Raw genomic sequence first — 22,173 nt, forward strand, 5'->3', positions numbered from 1 at the left:
AATAGGTTGCCAGCGAAACAGCCATTTTTAATAGCGGCATCATGTGCCAAAAAGCGCTGCGGCTTTGCTTCGCTACCACTTTAACAAAAAAAGTGGTGTATTCAACTCCGTCGGGCTGAATACACCATTTATATTAGTAAGTTTTGATCGGTATTATTATCTCTCGTCACCCTGAGCACGAAGCAATTCGCCCAATGATGGCTGCGTCTTTGGATCAATGTGGTACTTCTCTGAGTAAGCCTTAACAGTATCCGCACCGTAGAGTTTTTCGTCTAGTGGCATAAAGGCCGTGGCGATCGGGTCATCAGGATTGATGTAAGCATTGATAACGATTGGCTTCTTGTTACCCTTAGCTTGCAGATCCTTAACCTTAGCGAAGACCTCGTCCAGATCAGCCTTATTTTTAACGGTAAAGCCGATTCCGCCAAGTCCTTCAGCAACCTTTGCCCAATCAGCATCGGTTAAATCAACACCATAGAAATGCTGCTTGGATTCAGCCTGTTCATAATAGATAAAGCCAAACCGGCTGTTGGAGAAGACAACGTTGATAACTGGCAATTCGTAGCGAGCTTCAGTGATAATATCGGGTGCAACCATGGCAAAACCGCCATCACCTGATAATGACCAAGCCTGAGCATCAGGCACACTGAGCGCACCGGCCATACCACCGGGTAAACCAAAGCCCATGGTTGCAAATAAACCGGAAATGGCAAACCGCTGATTCTTATTCATTGGCAACCCACGAACGCCCCATTCAGAAACGTTCCCGGTATCAACAGCGTAGGTATCATTAGGCCCGGCCAATTCAGCGATTTTCTTCGTCACTGCTTCTGGGTTCAATCCACGGCTGTCGTCTTCAGCCTGTTCATCCAGCCACTTATCCCAGTTAGCCTTGTTTTCTTGGTTAGCTTTTAGCCAAGTATCAGCTGGACGGGTTTCACCAGTAGCAATCATATCGTTCAAGTAAGCCTTGGCATCCGCAATAATGGCATAATCGACATCAACTGTCTTACCAATATCAAAAGCATTGGTGTTCACTTGAATAATTTTAACGTCCTTTGGCCAGAATTGGGCAAACGGGAATTCGGAAGCCAAGAACAGGATCAAGTCAGTATGCTGTAAGGCTTCAAATCCTGATTTAGCGCCTAAGCGGCCAAACGTCCCAATAAAGTTCGGGTGATCAGTTGAAATGACACCGGTAGCTGGTACCGTGTTCATCACTGGAATATTGAACTGTTCTGAGAACTTCGTTAATTCGTCACGGGCACCTAACAAGCCACGGCCAGCATAAATTAATGGGTGTTTAGCTTCTTTGATCATCTTAAGACTGTCTTTGATCGCCTTTGGATCAACGGTTTGGCTATAGTTATTAGCTACAACCTTTGGTGTCTTAGCTGGTTCGTAATCAATTTCTTTGGTGGTTAAGTCTTCCGGCAAGATCACTACAGCAACCCCGCTTTGACGGTAGGCTTCGCGAATCGCTTCATTGATGACGTATGGAATCTGTTCCGCAGTTGTCACTGTCCGGTTGTAAACTGAAACATCTTCGAACATTGGCGTTTCATCCATTTCCTGAAAGAAATTGGTGTTCATCGTTGGCTGCGGCACTTGACCAACAATGGCCAGCACTGGTACATGGTCCATTTTGGCATCGTACAGGCCATTAAACAGGTGGGTGGCACCAGGACCAGCGGAACCAAAGGCAACCCCAATTTTGCCGGTAAATTTAGCGTCAGCAGACGCTGCAATGGCACCTACTTCTTCATGCCGAACCTGAATGTATTTAACTTTATCTTGTTCTAGGTATAAGCCTTCAACCGTGTGGTTAATTGAGCCACCGGGGATTCCATAAATATGGTCAACGTCCCAATCCTCTAGTACCTTAACTAATGCTTGTCCTGCCATCATCTTTGTCATCTGAATCGCACTCCTCCATCAGTTTCTGTTAGAACTTTTAATTCTTAAATTGTTTAACATGGAAAAGTATAAAACGAACAAATTTAAAAGTCACGAGATTAGCTTACTTTTTGTAAGTGACATTTTTCACATTTTTCCCAACCGAGACTTATGTAAAATTCTGAAGCTAGTTAAAAAATTAACGCCATTCCGATAAAAACCGAAATGACGTTAACTTATTTTAAACTCTGGGGGTTTACCGAGTTACGCTACACTCCCAGAATTGATCTTAGATTATTATATTTAAATTGAATATGATTGCTAAATGCTAATGAATTACTGATTCCAACGCAGCTGCGAGGAAACCACCAACTAGAGGGCCACACATTGGTACCCATGAATATTCCCAGTGACCTGAACCCTTGTTAGGAACTGGTAAAATCGTGTAAGCAAACCGAGGACCCCAGTCACGAGCTGGGTTAATGGCGAACCCGGTAGTCGTCCCTAAACCAGTACCGACAACGAAGATCAAGAATCCAACAATAAATGGCTTCAAACCAGTTGTAAAGTTACCTAAATTGAGAAGAACAAAGACAAAAGCGAACGTCGCAATAACTTCTGAAAAGAAGTTGAAAAGTGGTGACTTAATTGCTGGCACAGTAGCAAAGATACCAACCGTGTTCCCATTTTCTTCCCCTTTTGTTTCCTTAAAGTGTGCGCCGAATGCGACCATTACTAACGCTGCCCCGACAAACGCACCTAAGAATTGGCCTGCTAAATACGGTAAAACTTCATTCCATGGGAACAATCCGAAGATTGCAAATGGAATTGTAACCGCTGGGTTTAAATGTCCATCTGAACCCAGCAGTCCTGCAACATAAACCCCCATGGTAACAGCCATACCCCATGACAGGCAGACGAATAACCAACTTGAACCTTTGGCATACGTCTTATTTAAGTTAAGTCCGGCACCAGTACCAGCTCCTAACAAAATTAGGATCGCAGTGCCGAAAAACTCACCAATAAAACCATCCATTAGTGACACCCACCTTTACATAAGTTTGTTAAATAATTAACACACTAATAGTAGCATATTTGTAAGCGCTTTATTTATATTATTTTCACTTCTTTAAAACATAAATGTGATTTACTTTAGCAAAAAAGTGTGATAATGTTCAAAATTTTACTGATTTTCCACCTCATCATTGCACATTTTTTGCAACATTTGCCGAAGAACATGTCGATTACTAACGGGCTTGACGACATTTTTTTCATTGCCACTGATCAATGTAAACGTGCTGTTGCCCAGAGTGTAGTAGGTTACTGCTGAAAATTGAGGTGCAAGTCGCGTTTCAATCGCTTGTAATCGAGTGTAACTTGAAGGGCTTGTCACAAGTATTCTAGTAATCTGATGTCCCTTCAATTGAGAAACAACTTGGTCTTCCTGCGTCTGAGACCAGGTATTTTGGTAGCATGTCAACTGGGTTAAATGAGGCAAAGCTGAAAGTTGGTTATGCTTTACGTGCCGGTTACCCGTCAGCCACAGCAGCTGTCGCTTTGGCCTTGAAGCTAGCAATTGCGCCAAACTAGCCTGGTTTTCTTCAACCGGATAGCTGACCTGAGCAACCCCCTTTGCTTGCAACTGCGTCGCCATTTTTTGACTCAGCACAAAGAATTCTGGCTTGGTCGCGTGGTGCCAATCCCGATTCAAGTACACGTGAAGTGCAAATTGACTCGTTATCACAATCCCTGTCGCGGTACGAATCTTAGCCACCTCAGCTGGTATTAACCGAGTTGCTACCAGTTGCCGTAATGGCAGATACATCGGCATCGTGACGCTTGCCAATTGTGCTTGTAGTTCCGGTTCGACCTTCTCTTTTGGATACGTAATTAAAAATGCCACCGAAAACACCTTCCAACTCATTGATTTAACGCTATAACTCTCATCTTGCCGTGCTTATCAGCCTGATACGTTGAATAGTGACCAGCCTTGAAATCAAGATTCCAAAACACCGTGCCCGATACCCATGACTGGTGGATGACCCGTAGCGTGCCAAGGTGCGCGACAATTAACACGTTGGCTGCCGAAGCCAGCAGGTCTTGATAGTCGGCAATCACTCCTAACACCCGTCTCGAAAAAGCCAGATAACTTTCGGCACCGTTTGGCGTTACGTCAAACGGCTTTTCAATCCATCGTGCCCAAGTTACCGGGTCCTTTGCCTCGATCTCGTCAGCGTCCAGTCCTTCCCAGTCACCAAACCCTTTCTCATTCAGGCCAGCGTTCACGTAAACCGCCGCGTTTGGATGATCATCAATAATGGGTTGGGCAGTTTGTTCTGTGCGCTTCGTTGCACTGCGGATAATAACATCGAGTTGCTGATGGCGCAGTTTCTCTGCGAGTTCAGCAGCCTGTTGCCGTCCTTTTTCGTCAAGCGGCACGTCCATCGAACCATAAAATTTTCGGTGTTGATTGAGCGTCGTTTCACCGTGCCGCGTCACCAATAGGGTCATTTAATCACCTCAGTAATGCCACTGTATACCAGCAGAAAAATCACCTGCGATAAATCACCAAAAGCACCAATCGTGTCACCGCTAAGCCCCTTCAGCAAATGAATGTTATAACGCCGGTAAAAGTAGCCAAACACAATTATGGCTAAATAACTGACCAGACCCTGCCACTGCAGTACCGCACCAATGACCACGACAGCCACTACTTGAGTTACTACAATCCGCCAGGTTTTAACGCCGATCCAAATACTGGCCAGGCCATTTTCGCCGTTATAGACCATCTTGTAAAATAGCAACGCAATCCCGGTCTTTGCGACCATCGTCATGACAGCCGTCAACCCAACCAGTTGCCATAGCGGCAGCTGATTACAAATGACGATACCGCACCCGATAACGATCAAGTAAAAGTAGACTAGGCCCAAAGCGCCCATCGTGCCGAGTCGGCTATCATGCATGATGGCCTTCATCTTTTCTGGCTTTCGTGCCGAAAACAGTCCGTCGGCAGTATCCGCTAAGGCGTCAAGATGGAAACCGCCAGTCAGCAGGCCATCCGTGACCCAGTAGATCACCCAGGCAAACCAAAGTGGAAAAATACTGGCAAAGCCCCAAAAGATCAGCGCCTCAATACACCCCAACAATAACCCAAAGAGACTGAAATACTGGATATTGTTTTTAAACTTGTTCGTGACATCCTTGATCTCGATTGGAATGGATATTCGCGTAAAAAACTGCGCGAATAAAATCATTGCTTGTCCCATGGTAACCCCCCTATTATTTCAATTGCTGTGACAGACCGCTAATCACAAAATACACGTGGTCAGCCGCCTGTGCCAAGCGTTGATTCACTTGACCGTATAGATCCCGCAAAATTCTCGTCTGTTTTGTCGCTGGCACGATGCCCAGACCCGTTTCGTTGGTCACCACAACCATTGATTGGTTAGTGGCGCGTAGAGCAGCGATAATTTGATCCCAAGCATCAAAAATCTGCTGATTCAGTTTATCAATATCATTACTGGTCATCTGCTCGATAGCATCGTCCAAATCAAGATGCCGATCCTTTGCCAGCTGCATTGTACTGTCATAAAACAGGTTGGTAATAAGCATCGTGGCGTCGTCTAACAAATAACTGTCGTAATGATTAGCCGCGATAAACGACCCAACATCTTGATACCGTTCTTCCGTGGCCCAGTTTTTTTCCGCCCGTCGCTTCTGATGGGTTTTAATGCGTAACTGCATTTCTGGATCCGGCTGAGTCATTACACCAGTGGCAATGTAGCACACGTGAGCGTCATCTGATAGAGACTGCTCAGCAAATACTGATTTACCACTCTTCGCCCCGCCGGTTACCAACACTAACTGGCTCTTCATTATTCTGACCTCCTGAGTTCAGCCACCGCAATTAATTCTGGGAATTTCTGGCTTACCGCAGCTGCCCTTGCCTTTTTTACCCCCACTAGCACCACGGTTGCTGGACCAGCAGAAGTATTTAATTCTGGCAACGTGCGGTCAATCAGGTAATGGGTCTTCAAATGATTGGTTTGCGCCATTTGGTCGAGTTCATACGTCACACCCTTTGAACCCACCGGCAGCATGTCCACGACATCCGCGTTTGCACGAATTTGACGAACGATATCGTAACTGAATATCTGGTCTAAATGCGCCACCACATCGTTACCCACATAAGGTGTACCCAATTTAAAAACGGTTAGATCTGTCGTAGCAGGCTTCGGAATACTTGCCGTCTGAATCCGGCCGATCACCGTGATGCCGATTGAAGTTGTGACCGTTGCCATGTTATCTTCAGTACTGCCATTTAACGGGATATCCGAAAGCTGTGCCCGCGCAAGCTCTGCTTTGACACCGCTGATAATTCTCTCACCAGTCGGCACCATTTCGTTACCAACCGTATCAACAACCGTAATCGGGTGGGCACCAAAGCACATCAGCTCTAATAGTGGCACCCTTAAAGAATAAGCAGCCGTAATAGCTGGATCAACGGCTACAACGTCTGCTTTTTTCTCCCCAATTCCGGCACTGCTGTCACACGCAATTACCAGCGTTTCAGTTGCTGTCAATGGCGTTAGCGTTAAGTCTCGAAACTGTGTATTTGTCATGTGTTTTACCCGTTATTTACTGCATCAAAAGCATCGTTGAACGCTTGAATCGTATCTTCAATATCCCGATCTGTATGCTTGCTGGACATAAAGTTTGTTTCAAACTGTGATGGCGCGGTGTAAATACCCCGCTGCAGTAACTGCTTGAAGAACTTTGAAAAGTAGGTGACGTCACTAGCTTGTACGTCCGCAAAGTTGTTCACTGGACCAGCGTTGAAGAAGTAGCTCCACATGGTACCAACATGGTGTACAGTAATCGGCACGTTATGAGCGTCACCAGCAGCCTTGATACCTTCCACAAGACGAGTCGTTTTAGCTGTCATGTTCTGATACAAGTTATCATTCAACTGGTTAAGCGTACTTAACCCACCGGTCATGGCTAACGGGTTCCCTGATAAGGTCCCTGCGTGGTAAATGTTACCAACCGGTGTAATGTGCTCCATAATGTCGCGCCGACCGCCAAACACACCAACGGGCAACCCGCCACCAACAACTTTACCAAGGGTGGTAAGGTCTGGCTTAATGTGATAGAGGCTCTGTGCTCCATGATAGGCAGCCCGGAATCCAGACATTACTTCGTCAAAGATGAGCAGCGAGCCAGCATCCTTGGTCAGTTTTCGCAAAGTATCCAGGAATTCCTGCGTTCCTGGAATAACGCCCATGTTCCCGGCAATGGGTTCAACGATGACGGCAGCAATTTCAGAACCATGCTTTTCAAAAACCGCCTTGATACCTTCCACGTCGTTATAAGGCACCGTCAACGTATCATAAGCGAGATCTTTTGGCACACCAGGCGAAGTATTAATGTTAAACGTGGCCAAGCCAGAACCGGCATCAACCAGCAAGGAATCACTGTGACCATGATAATTACCGATGAATTTCACGATCTTATCGCGCTTCGTAAACCCACGGGCCAAACGAATGGCACTCATCGTGGCTTCGGTCCCAGATGAAACCATCCGCATCATCTCAACGGATGGTACGATTTCACGAATCTTCTTAGCCAGTTCCGTTTCCAATTCCGTTGGCGCACCATAGCTGGTCCCCTTCTCGGTCGCTGCCTGCAAATCGCTAACAACTTTGTCATCAGCGTGGCCCAGAATCAGCGGTCCCCATGACAGCACGTAATCGATAAACGTGTTGCCATCAATATCTTCAATGTGGGCGCCCTTCCCCCGTTTAATAAACAGTGGGTCGCCACCGACGTTCTTAAACGCCCGTACTGGACTATTTACACCACCAGGCATGTAGTCTTGGGCTTCTTTGAACGCTTTTTTTGAGTTGTCAAAATTCTTCAATGTGTGTGTTCCCTTCTCTTACGATTTTTATTTTGCGCGAACGTTCGTTGCTTGCAACACCTTAATTCATCGTAGGGCAACGAATGTCAGCCTAAACTTACTTCTTGTCCATCCGTGCGGCAACTTCCTTAGCGAAGTACGTGATAATCAAATCAGCACCCGCACGTTTTAAGCCAACAAGAACTTCGTTAACAATCTGTTCTTCGTTGATCCAGCCGTTAGCTGCGGCCGCTTTAACCATGGCATATTCGCCAGAAACGTTGTAGGCGACCAGTGGTAAGTTGGTGTTGTTACGAACATCACGAATGATATCAGCAAAGGCCATTGCTGGTTTAACCATGGTGAAGTCAGCACCCTCTTTTTCATCACTCTTCATTTCACGAAGTGCTTCAAGTCGGTTAGCAGGATCCATCTGATACCCCTTACGATCACCAAACTGCGGTGCGCCATCAGCGGCATCACGGAATGGGCCATAGAAGCTGGAAGCAAACTTAACGGAATAAGCCATAATCGGCGTTTCTTTAAACCCTGCCTTATCCAATCCTTCACGAATGGCGGCCACAAAACCGTCCATCGCGTTTGAAGGGGCCACCATATCAGCACCCGCCTTTACTTGGCTGACAGCAACCTTAGTATTGTACTCAAGCGATTCATCGTTTAATACCTTGTGATCCTTCACGATACCGCAATGACCAGTCGATGTGTATTCACACATGCAAGTATCAGCAATAACGATCAGGTCTGGATAAGCCGCTTTGATCTTACGAATAGCTTCCTGCACGATGCCGTTATCTTCCCAAGCACCGGTACCAACGTCGTCCTTATGATCGGGAATTCCAAAAATAATAATTGATTGAATTCCTAAGTCGACGATCTCTTTAATTTCATCCAGAATGGTATTGAGACTATACCGGTAAATTCCGGGCATGGACGCGATTTCTTCCTTGTCCTGAATCGTCGCATCCACAAACACCGGCATAATTAAATCAGATTTTTCCAAGTGATTCTCGCGCACGAGATCACGCATTGCTGCACTGCTTCTTAAACGACGATGACGATCAAATGTAACCATAATATATAATCTTCTTCCCATTAAAATCATTTTTTAAAATTAACTGGTAACTGTTGCTGACAAACGCCAAATCAGAAAGCGCAATCATCCGGCATTTTTATTTTAACGTTGATTCAATCAATTTCAAAGCGCCTTCAGCAATTAATGTGTCGGCAGTTTTACCGCCGATTGCGTCACTAACTGTTCCCTGCGTTGTTTTATGAAACAGGTGAGTGCCATCGGGTGACGCGACCAGCCCCTTAAACGTAATCTGATCCCCGTTTGATTCGGCAAACGCGCCGATCGGATAATTGCAGCTGCCCCCCAAAGCACGCAGAAAATTGCGTTCCACCTGAACATTTTGCTTGGTAGTAGCATCGTCAATGGTACTCAGCAACGCCAACGTATCGGCATCCGCCTTACGACATTCAATGGCCAATGCTCCCTGACCCGTGGCTGGTAAAATATCATCCTTCAAGCTGAGCCGATACAAGCCATCGAGTGAGACTTGCAAGCGATCCAACCCAGATTCTGCCAAAATAACACCGTCCAAATGTTCCGTTTTAATTTTCTTGATTCGTGTATCAACATTTCCACGGATTGGAATCACTTGAATGTCTGGCCGCAAATGCAACAGCTGTCCCTGACGCCGCAGACTGTTCGTTCCAATTCGCGCACCCTGTGGCAGATCAGCTAACCGTGCCACCTTTTTGGGTGTAATCAGACAATCGTAGGGGGATTGACGCTTGGGAATCGCCCCGATGATTAAATCTTCGGGTAATACCGGCATCACGTCCTTGAGGCTGTGCACCGCAAAATCGATGTTACCGTTTTGCAGGTTCGCTTCAATCTCCTTGACGAAGACCCCTTTGCCCCCAATTTTTTGAAGACTATCTTTGATATTCCGATCACCCTGAGTCACGATTTCTTTAATGCGAAAGGTGATATTTGGAAACCGTTTCTGCAGGGCCGCAATAACTAGTTTTGACTGACACATTGCCAGTAAGCTCTTACGTGATCCCACTACAAATTCATTTTTCATAAGTATGCTCCTGTTTCGCTAAGTCTGTTGAGAGGCCAAAAATTTGGCAAATAAACGCAAGGTCCACGTCAACATCGTCTTGAAGAGCCAGCTCCTTGACCTCTTTGATCGGGCCAAGAATCATCTGATTAATAATGCTCTTCATGTGTTTACTGATTACCTTACGCTGGTGAGCATCCAGTTCCGGCAACTTCCGTAGCAGACTGTCGTAGGCCGTTTTTTCAACGTCCATTGCCGACTCCCGGATCTCTTTAATGACGGGCACCACGTGAAGCTGCTGTTCCCACACGTAAAAATCATCCACCGCTGCCGGTACCTGAGCCGCCATTTGATCAATCATTTCAGCTTTTTCCTGTTGATTTTTTGAAATAATGGCCGTTAAGTGGTCAATATCAAAGTAGGTAATCGTGGCAGGCAGGTCTTCACTGTGTAAGTTACGTGGTACACCTAAGTCCACGACTATTTTCAGATTGGCTGTTCCGCTGGCAAAAATACGCCCATCCAGCACTGGTGTTTTAGCAGAAGTTGCGAGAATAACGGCGTCCGCCGCGCTGGCTGCCACCGCCAATTTATCCCAGTCTGCCGCCTGCACCGTTTTGCCGTAGTTACCGGCCATCTGAACCGCTTTTTCATTCGTCCGATTCAAAATGGTGATCTCACTAAAGCCCATGGTACTAGCGTTCTTCAGTACGTGGCTGCCGACATTACCAAGTCCGGCAATCACCAAGTGCTTATCCGAAAGATCCCGCAGATTCATTTTAATTTGGTGTAGCCCAGTCTGTCCCGATGTTTTGGCCAGCTCACTAACGCGATGAATCGTATGCTGCTTTTTAGCAAAGGTAATGGCGTCTTTTGCAAGATGGTTGAGGATCACACCCGTGGTACCTAGGTCGCGTGCGGTAAAGAAAGCATCCTTCACCTGACCCAGAATCTGCGGTTCACCCACGATCAAGGATTCCAGACCAGTCGTTACCCGCAGCAGGTGTGTCACTGCATCTCGTTTAAAACTAATTTCTGCCCATTTGCTAACCTGATCAATGGACACATGAAACCAGTTGGCTAAAAACCGTTTGATGTAGTAGCGCCCGGTATGAATCTGGTCAACTACCGCATAGACTTCGGTTCGGTTACAAGTTGATAGTATCATATTTTCAAGGATCGATTTTTCATCACTTAAAAGTTCGTTCGCCTGAGTCAGTTCCTCCTTGCTAAAAACCAATTGTTCTCGCGTAGTAATTGGCAGATGTTGGTAGTTTAGACTAACGCATATCACGTACATGCTAACTGTCCTTTCCGGTAAACCAATTATTTTGGTTTAACCATTCTTTTAGTTTGCCTTTGATAAATTTCGCTTTTGAGGGCGAACTGCCCTTAGTCGATACTGTGAACAGCAATTCTGGTGATTCAACCTTGGCAACGTTGAAAAAATCTGAGCGTGCTTTATCAGTGGCATCATTGATCAGTTGAAAGTGTGTTGCTGTCTCGACCACTTGCTGGTTAACAGCACTATCTGACGTACAGATAATGATGAGATCCATATCTTTGATATCAACTGGCGCAAACCGTTTTTTCTTCCAAATGACGGCATCGCGGTCAATAGCGGGGTCAATTTGGGGACTGATCACCGTCACGTTAGCGTGGGCCGCTAATAGGCCTTTAACCTTTCGTACGGCAACGTGACCGCCACCAATGACTGCCACTCGCTTCTTTGTTAGGTCGATTACAACCGGATAAGGGTGCTCCATCATACTCACTTCCCTGCGTCAGAATCAGCTATGATCTGGTTAATTTTTTGCATATCCACGTGTTGCTTGAAAACTTTAGCCAGCCGCTCATATTGCTGTTCCTTGTATTCGGCCATTGAGCGGTGCACCTCGGTCAACGATGGCAGGCCCTTTTTATGTCGTAATTGATCCAGTAGCTGCCGGGCCCACACGGTATTATCGAAAATACCGTGGAGATAAGTCCCCCACACGCTGCCATCGGCGTTAACGGCACCGTCTTCACGATCCGTTGGCTGGCCGTTATTCTCCGTGATGGTGGAAAACGGCTTGGCACCGCTGCCTAACTTGGTCTCCCCCATATGAATCTCATAGCCATATAAAGTTTGCCCATTGCGTTTTGCTACCGCCTGAGTCGTGGTTTTTTCCTGGGTAAAAATCGTCTTAGTATCCAGTAAATTCAGTCCTGACTGAACTTGCCGATCCGATTCAACGTGGTGCTCATCAACCATCTCAGTACCCAGCATCTGGTAACCGCCGCAAATACCAACGATTTGAGTGCCCGCTTCGTGAACCTTTTGAATCGCTTCAACAAAACCATGCGCTTTTAAATAAGCCATGTCTTCGTTGGTGTTTTTGCTACCAGGTAAAATCAATAAATCCGGATGACCAAGTTCACTGGTGTTTAGAACGTAGCGAACCGAAACATCGGGTTGGATCTCCAAACTATGAAAATCGGTAAAATTGGATAATTTTTGCAGCGCAATTACGGCAACGTCAAGATCCTTGGTGTCGTCTTTAACCTGTGACTTTCGTTCCAGTGCCACACTGTCTTCTTCATCCAAGTCGATGGTCGTCATGGGCAAAACGCCGATAACCGGCACCCCAGTCAATTTCTCAATCATCTGATTGCCTGATTCCAGCAGGGATACATCACCACGAAACTTGTTGATAATAATCCCTTTGATCCGTTTCTGGTCTTCTGGGGGCAGTAATTTAATTGTGCCATAAATTGAGGCAAACACACCGCCCTTATCAATGTCAGCAACTAAAATGACGGGACTCTTCGCCATCCTTGCCATGCCCATATTAACTAAATCCTGATCATTTAGGTTAATCTCCGCAGGACTGCCGGCGCCTTCCAGCACCATCACATCATTTTCTGATGCCAGATCATCATACACGGCTTTTACCTTATCCTTTAACTGCGGTTTGAATTGCTGGTATGCGGCTGCGCTCATATTCTTAAGCACGCGGCCCATGAAGACGACTTGCGACTCAGTATCAGTGGAAGGTTTCAGCAATAACGGGTTCATCCGAACATCTGGATCAATCTCAGCGGCTTCGGCCTGAAAGACTTGCGCCCGACCCATTTCCTTACCATCATCCGTAATGTAAGAGTTTAACGCCATATTTTGCGACTTAAATGGCGCAACTTTTAACCCCTGCTGTTTTAATATGCGACAAAGTGCAGCCACAGTCCAGCTCTTACCAGAATCTGATGCAGTTCCCTGAAACATAATCGATTTTGCACACATCTTTCTGTACCTCCGCTTCCTTATGTAATGACCAATACGCATGATCACGCATTGGCGCAACCCTTATTCTAGTTTCGCTAATTTAGCCTGCAACGTCTTGTCGGCAAAAAGTTCCGCTTCATTATCGTATAGTGGCAAATGCAATTTTTGATGGACTTTCACGAGCCACGGCTGTTCGAGCTTCGTTTCCAAAAGCATTTTTTCATCATTAAAGACGGTTTCTTTTTTACCTGATTTCACGATCTGGCCGGCTTGTAAAATATAAAAGTAGTCACAAACTTCATACATAAAATTAATGTCATGACTAGACAGAATCACTTTTTGACCCCGATCAATCAAATGTTTGATCAGTTCAACCATTCGCCGCTTACCATCCGGATCAAGCCCGGCCGTCGGTTCATCCAGCAGCAGCCATTCCGAATTTAAAATCAAAATACCGGCAATGGCGACCCGCTTTTTTTGACCGCCGCTCAAGTATTGAATGGGCCGATCCTTAAGCTCGCTAATATCTAACTCCCTTAAAATCGTGTTCACCCGCTGCTTGATTTCATCTTCCGGAACGTCCAGATTGTGAAGAGCAAACGCAACGTCATCTCTAACAATAGAATAGAAGATCTGCTGATCGGAGTTTTGAAAAACAATACCCACTTTTTGGCGCAGCTGATTCAAGCCCTTTTTAGAATAGTTGATGGGCTGATCATCCACTAAGATCTGACCGGCAGTAGGCTTTAGCATGCCCACCAAGTTTAAAAATAAGGTCGATTTACCGGTTCCATTAGGGCCAATGATCCCCACGACTTTGGACCCATTTTCGCCGAACTTAGCTGAAATATCCTTCAAAATGGGGTGATTTTTTTCATATGAAAAATCCACGTGCTTTAGTTCAATCATCACTAATCACCCTCTCAAACTTTGAATTCACCGTCATACAATTTTGCATCCAGGGCATGCACCATTTGCTGATAATTAATCATCACTTGCTGAAAGAGCATCTTGACTAGAATACCGGCTGAATGAATGGATAATCGAAAGGTCCGGTAACCCAACCGTAATTTTTGAGCCCGGTAAATCTGTTCACACGCTTCAACAAAGATGAAGATGAACCGGTACATGAGCATCGTTTCTTCAATCATCAAGGCGGGCATATGCACAGCCTTCAAAGTCAAAATGATCTGCTGAAATGGCGTGGTTAAGGCAAACCAGTACGTACAGATCACCGCCGTCAAAACTTGCACGCCAAGCCGCAGTCCCTTAGGCAGCATCACTTTAGAAACCCCAAAATAATTGCCAAATAAGTGAACTGGATAGTAGATCTGACTGGCTTTAGGTGACATGGTGAAAACAATGCCAATAATGCTCAGTAGGAGAAAAGGCAATATCGCATAAAACCAGTGCAGATAAACGCGAACAGACATTTTTGTCGCGTATAAGGTATGCCAGACAACGACCACGATGACGACGAGCTTGATTGGAATGATTGGCTGAAAGGCCAGGATAATGCCAAGCAGCCAGAGCAGCCCCTTGATTTTAGGAGACCACTTAACGATTCGATTTGAATAAGCGTACTTATCAATGACTAACATTTCATCACCCTATTTAACGACCGTTGCCAGTACTATTTTGAGCTTGCGCTTGCTGCTGACGCTGTCGTTCCTTCTTACGCCCATGAGCATTACCAATAATGTAGGCGATCACACCAGTTCCAAGACTGCCTTGAACCGTAAACAGCAAGCTTTCAATTTCAGCTGAAGGCGGTGTCCATAGCGGATGAGCCCAGACTTTATAGCTGGGATCATTTTTCTTGATTTGAGCAGTCCCTTCGTCATCACTGCCGGAAAATGAACCGCCTTTGGCAACGAAGAATGGCGTGATCACGAGAACTAAAACTAACAGGAGTAGGATCCAATTTTGCTTTGTTTTTTTCTTCATCCCAGTGCGTTCTCCTTCCAAAGGTTATTGCTGATCACCAGATTGTAGACAACCACGGTCAAAAGACCTTCAGCGATAGCCAACGGAATTTGTGTTACCGCGTAAATGCCTAAGAACTTGATCACAGCACCGCCGACTCCACTATTCGGGTCTGGAAAAACAACGGCTAACTGGAAGGACGTGGTCACATAAGTTGACCAATCAGCCAGTACCGCGCATAAGAACAGTGACACTGAACGACTGACCTTCAATGCCCGGCAAATTTGATACACGGCATAACCGACAAACGGACCGACGATCGTCATTGAAAAACAGTTGGCACCAAGGGTTGTTAGCCCACCGTGAGCAAGCAATAATGCTTGAAACAGTAGGATAATCACCCCAAGAACTGACATGACCCCTGGTCCGAACATGACAGTGCCCAGCCCGACACCAGTTGGATGCGAACATGAACCCGTAACGGAAGGCAGCTTCAGTGATGAAAGGACGAACACAAAAGCACCGCACAGCGCCAGCATAATTTTGGCATTTTGCGTGGTTGAAGTAACGATCTTTTTCATTCGGTATAACCCGTAAATGAAGAACGGTGCACTGATCGCAAACCAGAAAATACACCACTTGGGCGGTAACATTCCTTCCATTATATGCATGGCATATGCATCACGGGGATATAGTGCAAAGTATATTAAGGAACTCAGGCCAGCAATTATGCTTACCTTTGGTACCAAATGATTTCTAAAAACCTTTTTCATTTGTTTCACCCCATCTGACATTAGTCAAAACTGATATTTCTTCTTTAGTATCAACGTTGAAAAGTAAGGCAACTTTGTTTCTTTAGTTAACTCGGCAACCTTAAATTGTTGCTGGTTAGCCATTGAAGCATTCGAAATCACGATCGCCTGATCCAATAATTTTTTTGATTCGAGCAACTCAAAGACTTCTGACCAATGGGTCGCTACTTTCATAAGGACCACGTTGTCATTAATGTCGACTGCCTTGTTGATCAGTGACATATCCGCGGTTGCTGGAATGATTTCTAAAAGTTCGTCATCTAACACCAGTGGAATTGATGTCGCTGCCGCGATCTGCGAATATGCAGAAATACCGGCCACCGTTTCCACGGCAACCTGATCGCCAATGATGTCCAGCAAATAACTATAAGTACTGTACACGGAGGGATCACCCAGTGTGATGAACCCGACATCGTGGCCTAATTTAACGTCTGCCACGATCTCTTCGGCAATGGCACGCCAACTGGATTGTTTCTCGCTGAGGTTTTTAACCATCGGAAAGTGCCGTCGTTTGACTGTCAGATCCTTTGAAAGGTACGGCGCAGCAATTTTTTCTGCAACACTTACCTGGTCTTTATGGGCTTTTGGAGTGTACAGGATGTCGATCTGTTTGAGCGTGTTGACCGCCTTCACCGTCATCAGCTCGCTGTCACCGGGACCGACCCCAATACCATAAAATGTTGCCATCGTTACATACCGCCTTTCGTCTCAGTTGACAATAATTGTCGTTTTAAATGGTTAATAAACTGCTGTTGAATTTCAGGATACTCGCCCATACCCTTCAATTGTGACCTCACTTGAATCCCCGCACGCTGCAACTGACTCTGCCACGAATCAGGCGCATCAGAGGCCATGTCGTTATGGGCGTGATTGCCAGCTACTAACATGAACGGCTGCAACCTCACCCGTTTGATTCCGTCGGCTTTAAGTCGGCTAATTTCAAACTGAATGTCAGGATAACTTTCAACTGCTCCCATGTAATGCTGGCTACCCATTAGCATGTGATCCAGACAAGCGTACGCAGTAAACGCGCTATTGGCAGTACCATGTCCCATAAAGAGTACGGCTTCATCAGCTGCCAGCGGTTTACCGATCTGTTTTAAAAAGGTACTCGTAGCTTGGTAATCCGCAAAGTCGTTTAATAACGGCTGACCAATCACAACTCGCTTGAAATGTCCCGCTTCCTTCGCCACTGCTGCTTCAACCTGGTGATATTCAATGCCGGGAATCAGGTGTAACGATTGTACGTAAAGGGTGTCATATCCACCCGCAATAATTTTAGCAAGCGCCTGTTTTGGTGAATCAATACTGAGACCTTCGTTTTGCTTGATTCGAGAAACAACGATCTTCGACGTAAACGCCCGGAAAACTTCCGCGTTTGGAAAAGCTGTTCGGAAAGCGTCCTCCGTTGCTTCAATCGTCTGGTGGCGCGTCTCAGGATAAGTGGTCCCGAAACTCACAATTAACAATGCTGTTTTACTCATCGCGCAAAGACCTTCTTTACCATTTGAATCACGTTATCATAGCTTGGTTTTACTTCGATGACGTTTTTTAACCCTAATTTCTGACATTCATCGGCAACCGTCTTACCCATAGCGAAGCAGTGCAGGTGACTCATTAAGTCACGTTGGTCACTGGTACTGCCCGTATAAAGATCAGCTACTGATGCCGAGCTTGGAAATACGATGCCGTGAAAATCGTTCAGGTCAATGTTTTGATTGATCGCTTCGCTTTGATATGTTGCCAGGTAGTCGGCCTTATCCGTGTTATCCGTGGTGTTATAGTGTGCCAGCGTGGCTCTTTCGCCAATGAAGACGACTGGCCGCTGATAATCGATTTTATTGGGATCATACAATTCATCGGCTAAAAGGCCATCTTGCTGCAGTCGGTACTTCACGATGTGGTTGCAAGCCACCACCTTCCAGTTGGCCAGTGCCCGGTTATCGATACCCATCGTCAGCAAGCGCTCCTGGAAGTAGTGAAAAGCCGCAAAGTCAGTAATAATCAGCATCCCGCCAGCGTCAAAGTCAGGCAAGTCAAATGCTAATGGCTGCTTTACCCGCCGGTCAAAGAAGTTGACGGCGGCCCCTTCATCTTGGAGAGCGTGAAATAATTTAGAATCCTGTTTAAACGGAACCAAGAGATGCAGCCCTTGCAATGGCCGATGCGGCTGCAGATCGCCCATTAATTGAACAACGCCACCAACGACAATCAGCGCTGGCGAGGAAATCTTCATTTTTTCAACCGTTTGAACAACGTTGGCCAAATCAGACGAGATTGACCGCTGCTTCCAGTGGGTTGCCCATTGAACCACAGCGACTGGTGTATCACTTGCCATTCCATGTGCGATTAACTGTTTGGTAATGTTAGGTAACTCTCCCATGCCCATCAGGAAAACGATGGTCCCTTCCTGATGCGCGATGTTTTCCCAATCCAATTCTTCACCGTTGGCTTTGCGGTGTCCGGTAATCACGTGAAAACTGGAGGCAAAGTCACGGTGGGTAATGGGAATCCCCGCGGCTGCCAAACCGGCAATGGCACTGGTCAATCCCGGCACGACTTCAAAGGGGATATTATGTTTACTCAGGTACTGCCCCTCTTCACCGCCACGGCCAAACACATATGGGTCGCCGGCCTTTAACCGGGCAACTCGCTTTCCCTGTTTGGACAGATCCACCAGCAGGTCATTGATCTGGTATTGGCTGACTTTATGGTGCAGCGGCATCTTACCCACATCAATTTTCTCTGCCACAAATGGTGACAGCATTGCTGGATTCACCAGCCGGTCATACACGATAACGTCGGCTTCTTCAAGACGGCGCTTACCCAATAGTGTGAGCAGCTCCGGGTTGCCTGGCCCGGCGCCAATAAGTGAGACTAAACCATTCATTGCGTTCCCTCCAATAGTGCCTTTAATTCAGATAAACTTGCAGCCTGCTCTGGATAATTCAGCGTTGGACGTCTAATAACCAGACACGGAATTCCCAATTTTTCACAGGCAGCCATCTTTTCCTGAACGCCGCCACGACGCCCAGATTCTTTTGTCACCACCGCAACTGCATGGCAGCGATCAAACAGATCAATATTGAGCTGCTCGTTAAAGGGCCCGCGAACAGCGTCGATTTGGTCGGCTTCAAAACCTGCGTCATCTAATAAGCTGATTGCTTTAACTGTCGGCAGGACACGGACGTGCAGGCGCTCAACGCCAAGTTTCTGGGCGTATTCACCGGCCGTTTTGCTGCCAGTGGAAAGGTAAACCGTGCCGGTAGTCGTTCTTAAATAGTCGACCACCCCATCCAGATCATCGAATAACTTCAGGTTGGGTCCCTCTGCTAAGCCATTTTCCCGTTCTAACCGGATGTAACGAATCTGATCCGTTTGAGCTGCTGCCATCACAGTGCTGGAGATTACCTTCGCAAACGGGTGCGTCGCATCAATGATCAGTGTAATATCATGGTCAGAAAAGAAGGTATGAAAGGTAGCTGGCGTCAATATCTGCTCACTGATATTTGCAGCGTGCGGCCGCGCGAGTTCTGCACCGTAATCCGTAGTGACCGATAAAATGAACGGTGCATTAACTTTCGTTAGATAATCAGCAACATCCAGACTTTCGCTGGTACCGCCTAACAGCAAAATCACAGCGTATATCCTCGAGGGGTCACCATACGACCATCTGCAACGTAGGTGTTCTTGTTACCCACGATAACGATGGTGGTCATGTTGATCTCCTCTTCATCCAAGTCTTTAATGGTGGTCACTTTGTCAATTTCCTTCTTACGGGCAACGTCTTTACCAATACCGACAACCGTATCTTCTGACTTATATTTCAAAATAATATCTAGCGCTTCATGCAAATTGTTTGGACGGCCCTTGCTGCGTGGGTTGTACAGGCAAATCACAAAGTCTGCTTTGGCTGCAGCATCTACCCGTTCCTTGATAACGTCCCAGGGCGTCATCAAATCGCTTAAACTAATGTGGCAAAAATCGTTCATCAACGGTGCACCCAACGCTGCGGCGGCACCGATACTTGCGGTAACGCCCGGCACAATTTTCACGTCAATGTGCTGATCAGCTTTAGATGCCAGTTCTAATACCAGTCCAGCCATACCGTAAATGCCGGCATCACCGCTGGAGATAATGGCAACATCCTTACCAGTCTGGGCAATTTCAATGGCTTTTTTACACCGGTCAATTTCGCCGCGCATCCCAGTAACTACAAGATTCTTACCCTTCAGCATATCTTGTATCAAGCGGACATAGGTTGCATAACCGACGATCGTATCCGTTTTTTCAATGACGTCCAAAGCTTCCTGCGTCATCAATTCTTTTGAACCGGGGCCTAACCCTACGATATATAACATACGTTTTACTCCTTTGAGTTTTTATCTAGTTTTTTCAGGATCCGGAAATTAAGTCCGTTACACTTTCTGCTTTGAATTTAAACGTTGCATGCAACTGATCAAAGCCGTACTCACAGCAACTTTCGGCTCATCGCCATCGTGATTTCGTCAAGTGCCAAACGGTCCGTCACGGTGGGCTGGCCAGTCAGCGTTTCAGCGGCAGCGCTAGCAACGTTGCCAACCCCTACCGTTTTGGCAACAAATGCTGATTGCGGGTAATGTTGGCTTGCTGGCTGCAGTGCTTCGGCCGAGTAAAATGTCACCGGCACGTTTAACGTATCAGCGAGGTAGTGAATGGCGCCTTCATGCTGCTTTTTATCAATGGACCCAAGCGCGTAGATTGATTGCCAAGCCAGCTGATGTTCACCGCAAAACTGAGTAAACGCAGTTTGCATCATAGCGTAGGTCACATTCTTGCGACAGCCGATACCTAGAGCGTTGACCCTGGGGACTACCTGGACGCTATTTGCGCTCTTATCAAAGTTGATTTTATCGGACACAATAACCAGCGGTACGTCTGGCGTAGCATCCGTTAACGCTTCCAATTGACGAAAACCGCTTAAATCAGGAAATGCTGATACAAAATCAGGATCAATCCAAATCTCAACTGGCTCACGGGCTGCTAGTAGGCTGTTGTACTTCTTAGTGTTCATTTTAAAATCTGGATACCAGCCATCGACCCGCTGTGCTAACGTATCCAGCGCCTGAACATGTTCCGTATCAGTTGCGGTAGTGATTACCGGATCTGACTCCAGCAACGCGGCTAACTGCGTCGTCCACGCGTTCGCGCCGCCGACGTGACCAGATAACAGACTAATAACGTGGTTAGCCCGTTCGTCAACCACTAGCACCGCTGGATCCACTGTTTTATCTTCAATAAGCGGTGCAATCGTCCGAACCACGATGCCGGTGGCCATGACGCAGATCACGCCGTCCATTTCATGAAACAACCGCTGACACGTCTGAGTAAATTGGCCCTTGCCAAACGTTTGCTCGTTAGCTACAGCGAACCGTTCTGGCAAGTACACCGTGCCTTGCATAAGGTCGGCGATACGCCGTGCTAATAAGCTTCCCTGTTTTGTCAGCGCAATAACACCAAGTTGCGAGCGCTTACTTTTTGGCATTCTTAACGCCCTTGCGATAAGTGTGAGTAAACGTGGCATCGTAGAGCTTAGAGTAACTGTATTCATCACCTAAGAAATCACCAACCATGATCAGGGCTGTTCGACGAATACCTGCTTCTCTGACCTTTTTGGCAATGTCGGCTAAGGTGCCCTTAACCATCTTTTCATCCGGCCAAGTTGCTTTGTAAATGACAGCTGCCGGTGTTGTTTCCTTGTAGCCGCCTGCTAAAAGTTCACGGACAACCTTGCCAACACCTTGAACGGATAAGAAGATAACCATTGAGGTATGGTGACTAGCAAGTTTTTGTAATGATTCACTGTCTGGTACTGGTGTGCGACCTGCCATTCGGGTGATGATGACACTCTGTGATACTTCCGGAACCGTGTATTCCACACCCATGGATGATGCGGCGCCAAGGAACGAACTGACGCCTGGAATGCATTCGTAGCCAATGTTTAATTTCTTCAGCTCTTCGATTTGTTCACGAATTGAACCATAGATTGAAAAGTCCCCGGTCTGCAAACGAACTACCTTTTTATCAGCAGTAACGGCTTCCTTCATCTTCGAAATGATGTCCTCAAGCGTCATGCTAGCGCTGTCATCTTTTTCAGCACCGTCTTTGCAATAGTCGAGCAATTCGGGATTAACGAGGGAGCCCGCATAGATAACCACGTCGGCTTCGGCTAAACGTCGGTAGCCCTTCAATGTAATCAAATCTTTGTCGCCAGGACCTGCACCTACAAAACTTACAATTGTCATA

24 protein-coding genes are annotated in these 22,173 nt (G+C 46.5%); all 24 read right to left on the reverse strand.

The genetic code is table 11. The features are described 5' to 3' along the window. Positions 1–156: 156 nt before the first annotated feature. Positions 157–1,917: a pyruvate oxidase gene (gene spxB, locus JUE95_RS07910; protein ID WP_203650515.1), complete on the reverse strand. Its 1,761-nt coding sequence runs from the start codon at positions 1,915–1,917 to the stop codon at positions 157–159. A gap of 307 nt (positions 1,918–2,224) precedes the next feature. Further along, positions 2,225–2,932 carry an MIP/aquaporin family protein gene (locus JUE95_RS07915; protein WP_203650516.1) on the reverse strand — a complete coding sequence of 236 codons (708 nt, stop codon included), beginning with the start codon at positions 2,930–2,932 and terminating at the stop codon, positions 2,225–2,227. Positions 2,933–3,079: 147 nt separating this feature from the next. Continuing rightward, entirely contained in the window at positions 3,080–3,799 is a 720-nt protein-coding gene (locus JUE95_RS07920) for a uroporphyrinogen-III synthase (protein WP_203650518.1), read from the reverse strand. Between the two features lie 17 nt (positions 3,800–3,816). Next, positions 3,817–4,407 (reverse strand): histidine phosphatase family protein, encoded by a 591-nt coding sequence (locus JUE95_RS07925; RefSeq protein WP_203650520.1) that lies wholly within the window; start codon positions 4,405–4,407, stop codon positions 3,817–3,819. Next, positions 4,404–5,162 (reverse strand): adenosylcobinamide-GDP ribazoletransferase, encoded by a 759-nt coding sequence (cobS, locus tag JUE95_RS07930; protein WP_203650522.1) that lies wholly within the window; start codon positions 5,160–5,162, stop codon positions 4,404–4,406. The genes JUE95_RS07925 and cobS overlap by 4 nt, the downstream gene beginning before the upstream one ends. 13 nt (positions 5,163–5,175) lie before the next feature. Beyond that, positions 5,176–5,772: a bifunctional adenosylcobinamide kinase/adenosylcobinamide-phosphate guanylyltransferase gene (locus tag JUE95_RS07935; RefSeq protein WP_203650524.1), complete on the reverse strand. Its 597-nt coding sequence runs from the start codon at positions 5,770–5,772 to the stop codon at positions 5,176–5,178. Continuing rightward, a complete protein-coding gene (locus tag JUE95_RS07940; RefSeq protein WP_203650526.1) occupies positions 5,772–6,518 on the reverse strand; it encodes a hypothetical protein in 747 nt (248 codons plus the stop codon). Before JUE95_RS07940 ends, JUE95_RS07935 begins: the two co-directional genes overlap by 1 nt. Positions 6,519–6,523: 5 nt before the next feature. Continuing rightward, positions 6,524–7,816 carry a glutamate-1-semialdehyde 2,1-aminomutase gene (gene hemL, locus JUE95_RS07945; RefSeq protein WP_203650528.1) on the reverse strand — a complete coding sequence of 431 codons (1,293 nt, stop codon included), beginning with the start codon at positions 7,814–7,816 and terminating at the stop codon, positions 6,524–6,526. Positions 7,817–7,913: 97 nt separating this feature from the next. Further along, the gene (gene hemB / locus JUE95_RS07950) at positions 7,914–8,888 is read right to left on the reverse strand and encodes a porphobilinogen synthase (RefSeq protein ID WP_203650530.1); all 975 of its coding nucleotides are present in this window, start codon (positions 8,886–8,888) and stop codon (positions 7,914–7,916) included. A gap of 97 nt (positions 8,889–8,985) precedes the next feature. Continuing rightward, the gene (gene hemC / locus JUE95_RS07955) at positions 8,986–9,909 is read right to left on the reverse strand and encodes a hydroxymethylbilane synthase (RefSeq protein ID WP_203650532.1); all 924 of its coding nucleotides are present in this window, start codon (positions 9,907–9,909) and stop codon (positions 8,986–8,988) included. Continuing rightward, positions 9,899–11,188 (reverse strand): glutamyl-tRNA reductase, encoded by a 1,290-nt coding sequence (gene hemA / locus JUE95_RS07960; RefSeq protein WP_203650534.1) that lies wholly within the window; start codon positions 11,186–11,188, stop codon positions 9,899–9,901. The genes hemC and hemA overlap by 11 nt, the downstream gene beginning before the upstream one ends. Before the next feature lies 1 nt (position 11,189). After that, entirely contained in the window at positions 11,190–11,657 is a 468-nt protein-coding gene (locus tag JUE95_RS07965) for a precorrin-2 dehydrogenase/sirohydrochlorin ferrochelatase family protein (RefSeq protein WP_235995365.1), read from the reverse strand. Positions 11,658–11,659: 2 nt separating this feature from the next. Beyond that, positions 11,660–13,168, reverse strand: a complete 1,509-nt coding sequence (locus JUE95_RS07970; protein WP_203650536.1) for a cobyric acid synthase — start codon at positions 13,166–13,168, stop codon at positions 11,660–11,662. A 63-nt stretch (positions 13,169–13,231) separates the two neighbouring features. Beyond that, positions 13,232–14,059: an energy-coupling factor ABC transporter ATP-binding protein gene (locus tag JUE95_RS07975; protein ID WP_203650681.1), complete on the reverse strand. Its 828-nt coding sequence runs from the start codon at positions 14,057–14,059 to the stop codon at positions 13,232–13,234. 14 nt (positions 14,060–14,073) lie between these two features. Continuing rightward, on the reverse strand, positions 14,074–14,751 hold the full coding sequence (gene cbiQ, locus JUE95_RS07980; RefSeq protein ID WP_203650537.1) for a cobalt ECF transporter T component CbiQ: 678 nt from the start codon (positions 14,749–14,751) through the stop codon (positions 14,074–14,076). 13 nt (positions 14,752–14,764) lie between these two features. Continuing rightward, positions 14,765–15,097, reverse strand: a complete 333-nt coding sequence (locus JUE95_RS07985; protein WP_203650539.1) for an energy-coupling factor ABC transporter substrate-binding protein — start codon at positions 15,095–15,097, stop codon at positions 14,765–14,767. Further along, complete coding sequence (locus JUE95_RS07990; RefSeq protein WP_203650541.1) at positions 15,094–15,849, reverse strand: energy-coupling factor ABC transporter permease; 756 nt, start codon at positions 15,847–15,849, stop codon at positions 15,094–15,096. The genes JUE95_RS07985 and JUE95_RS07990 overlap by 4 nt, the downstream gene beginning before the upstream one ends. A 24-nt stretch (positions 15,850–15,873) precedes the next feature. Next, the gene (locus tag JUE95_RS07995) at positions 15,874–16,575 is read right to left on the reverse strand and encodes a cobalt-factor II C(20)-methyltransferase (RefSeq protein WP_203650543.1); all 702 of its coding nucleotides are present in this window, start codon (positions 16,573–16,575) and stop codon (positions 15,874–15,876) included. 2 nt (positions 16,576–16,577) lie between these two features. Further along, complete coding sequence (locus JUE95_RS08000) at positions 16,578–17,372, reverse strand: sirohydrochlorin cobaltochelatase (protein ID WP_203650545.1); 795 nt, start codon at positions 17,370–17,372, stop codon at positions 16,578–16,580. After that, on the reverse strand, positions 17,369–18,778 hold the full coding sequence (cobA, locus tag JUE95_RS08005; RefSeq protein WP_203650547.1) for a uroporphyrinogen-III C-methyltransferase: 1,410 nt from the start codon (positions 18,776–18,778) through the stop codon (positions 17,369–17,371). The genes JUE95_RS08000 and cobA overlap by 4 nt, the downstream gene beginning before the upstream one ends. Then, a complete protein-coding gene (gene cobK / locus JUE95_RS08010; protein ID WP_203650549.1) occupies positions 18,775–19,527 on the reverse strand; it encodes a precorrin-6A reductase in 753 nt (250 codons plus the stop codon). Before cobK ends, cobA begins: the two co-directional genes overlap by 4 nt. Beyond that, entirely contained in the window at positions 19,524–20,249 is a 726-nt protein-coding gene (gene cobJ, locus JUE95_RS08015) for a precorrin-3B C(17)-methyltransferase (protein ID WP_203650550.1), read from the reverse strand. Before cobJ ends, cobK begins: the two co-directional genes overlap by 4 nt. A gap of 110 nt (positions 20,250–20,359) precedes the next feature. Beyond that, positions 20,360–21,412 (reverse strand): cobalt-precorrin 5A hydrolase, encoded by a 1,053-nt coding sequence (locus JUE95_RS08020; protein ID WP_203650551.1) that lies wholly within the window; start codon positions 21,410–21,412, stop codon positions 20,360–20,362. Continuing rightward, positions 21,399–22,172 (reverse strand): cobalt-precorrin-4 methyltransferase, encoded by a 774-nt coding sequence (locus tag JUE95_RS08025; RefSeq protein ID WP_203650552.1) that lies wholly within the window; start codon positions 22,170–22,172, stop codon positions 21,399–21,401. The genes JUE95_RS08020 and JUE95_RS08025 overlap by 14 nt, the downstream gene beginning before the upstream one ends. Between the last annotated feature and the right edge of the window lies 1 nt (position 22,173).

The sequence above is a fragment of the Secundilactobacillus yichangensis genome (assembly GCF_016861565.1).
Lineage (GTDB): Bacteria > Bacillota > Bacilli > Lactobacillales > Lactobacillaceae > Secundilactobacillus > Secundilactobacillus yichangensis.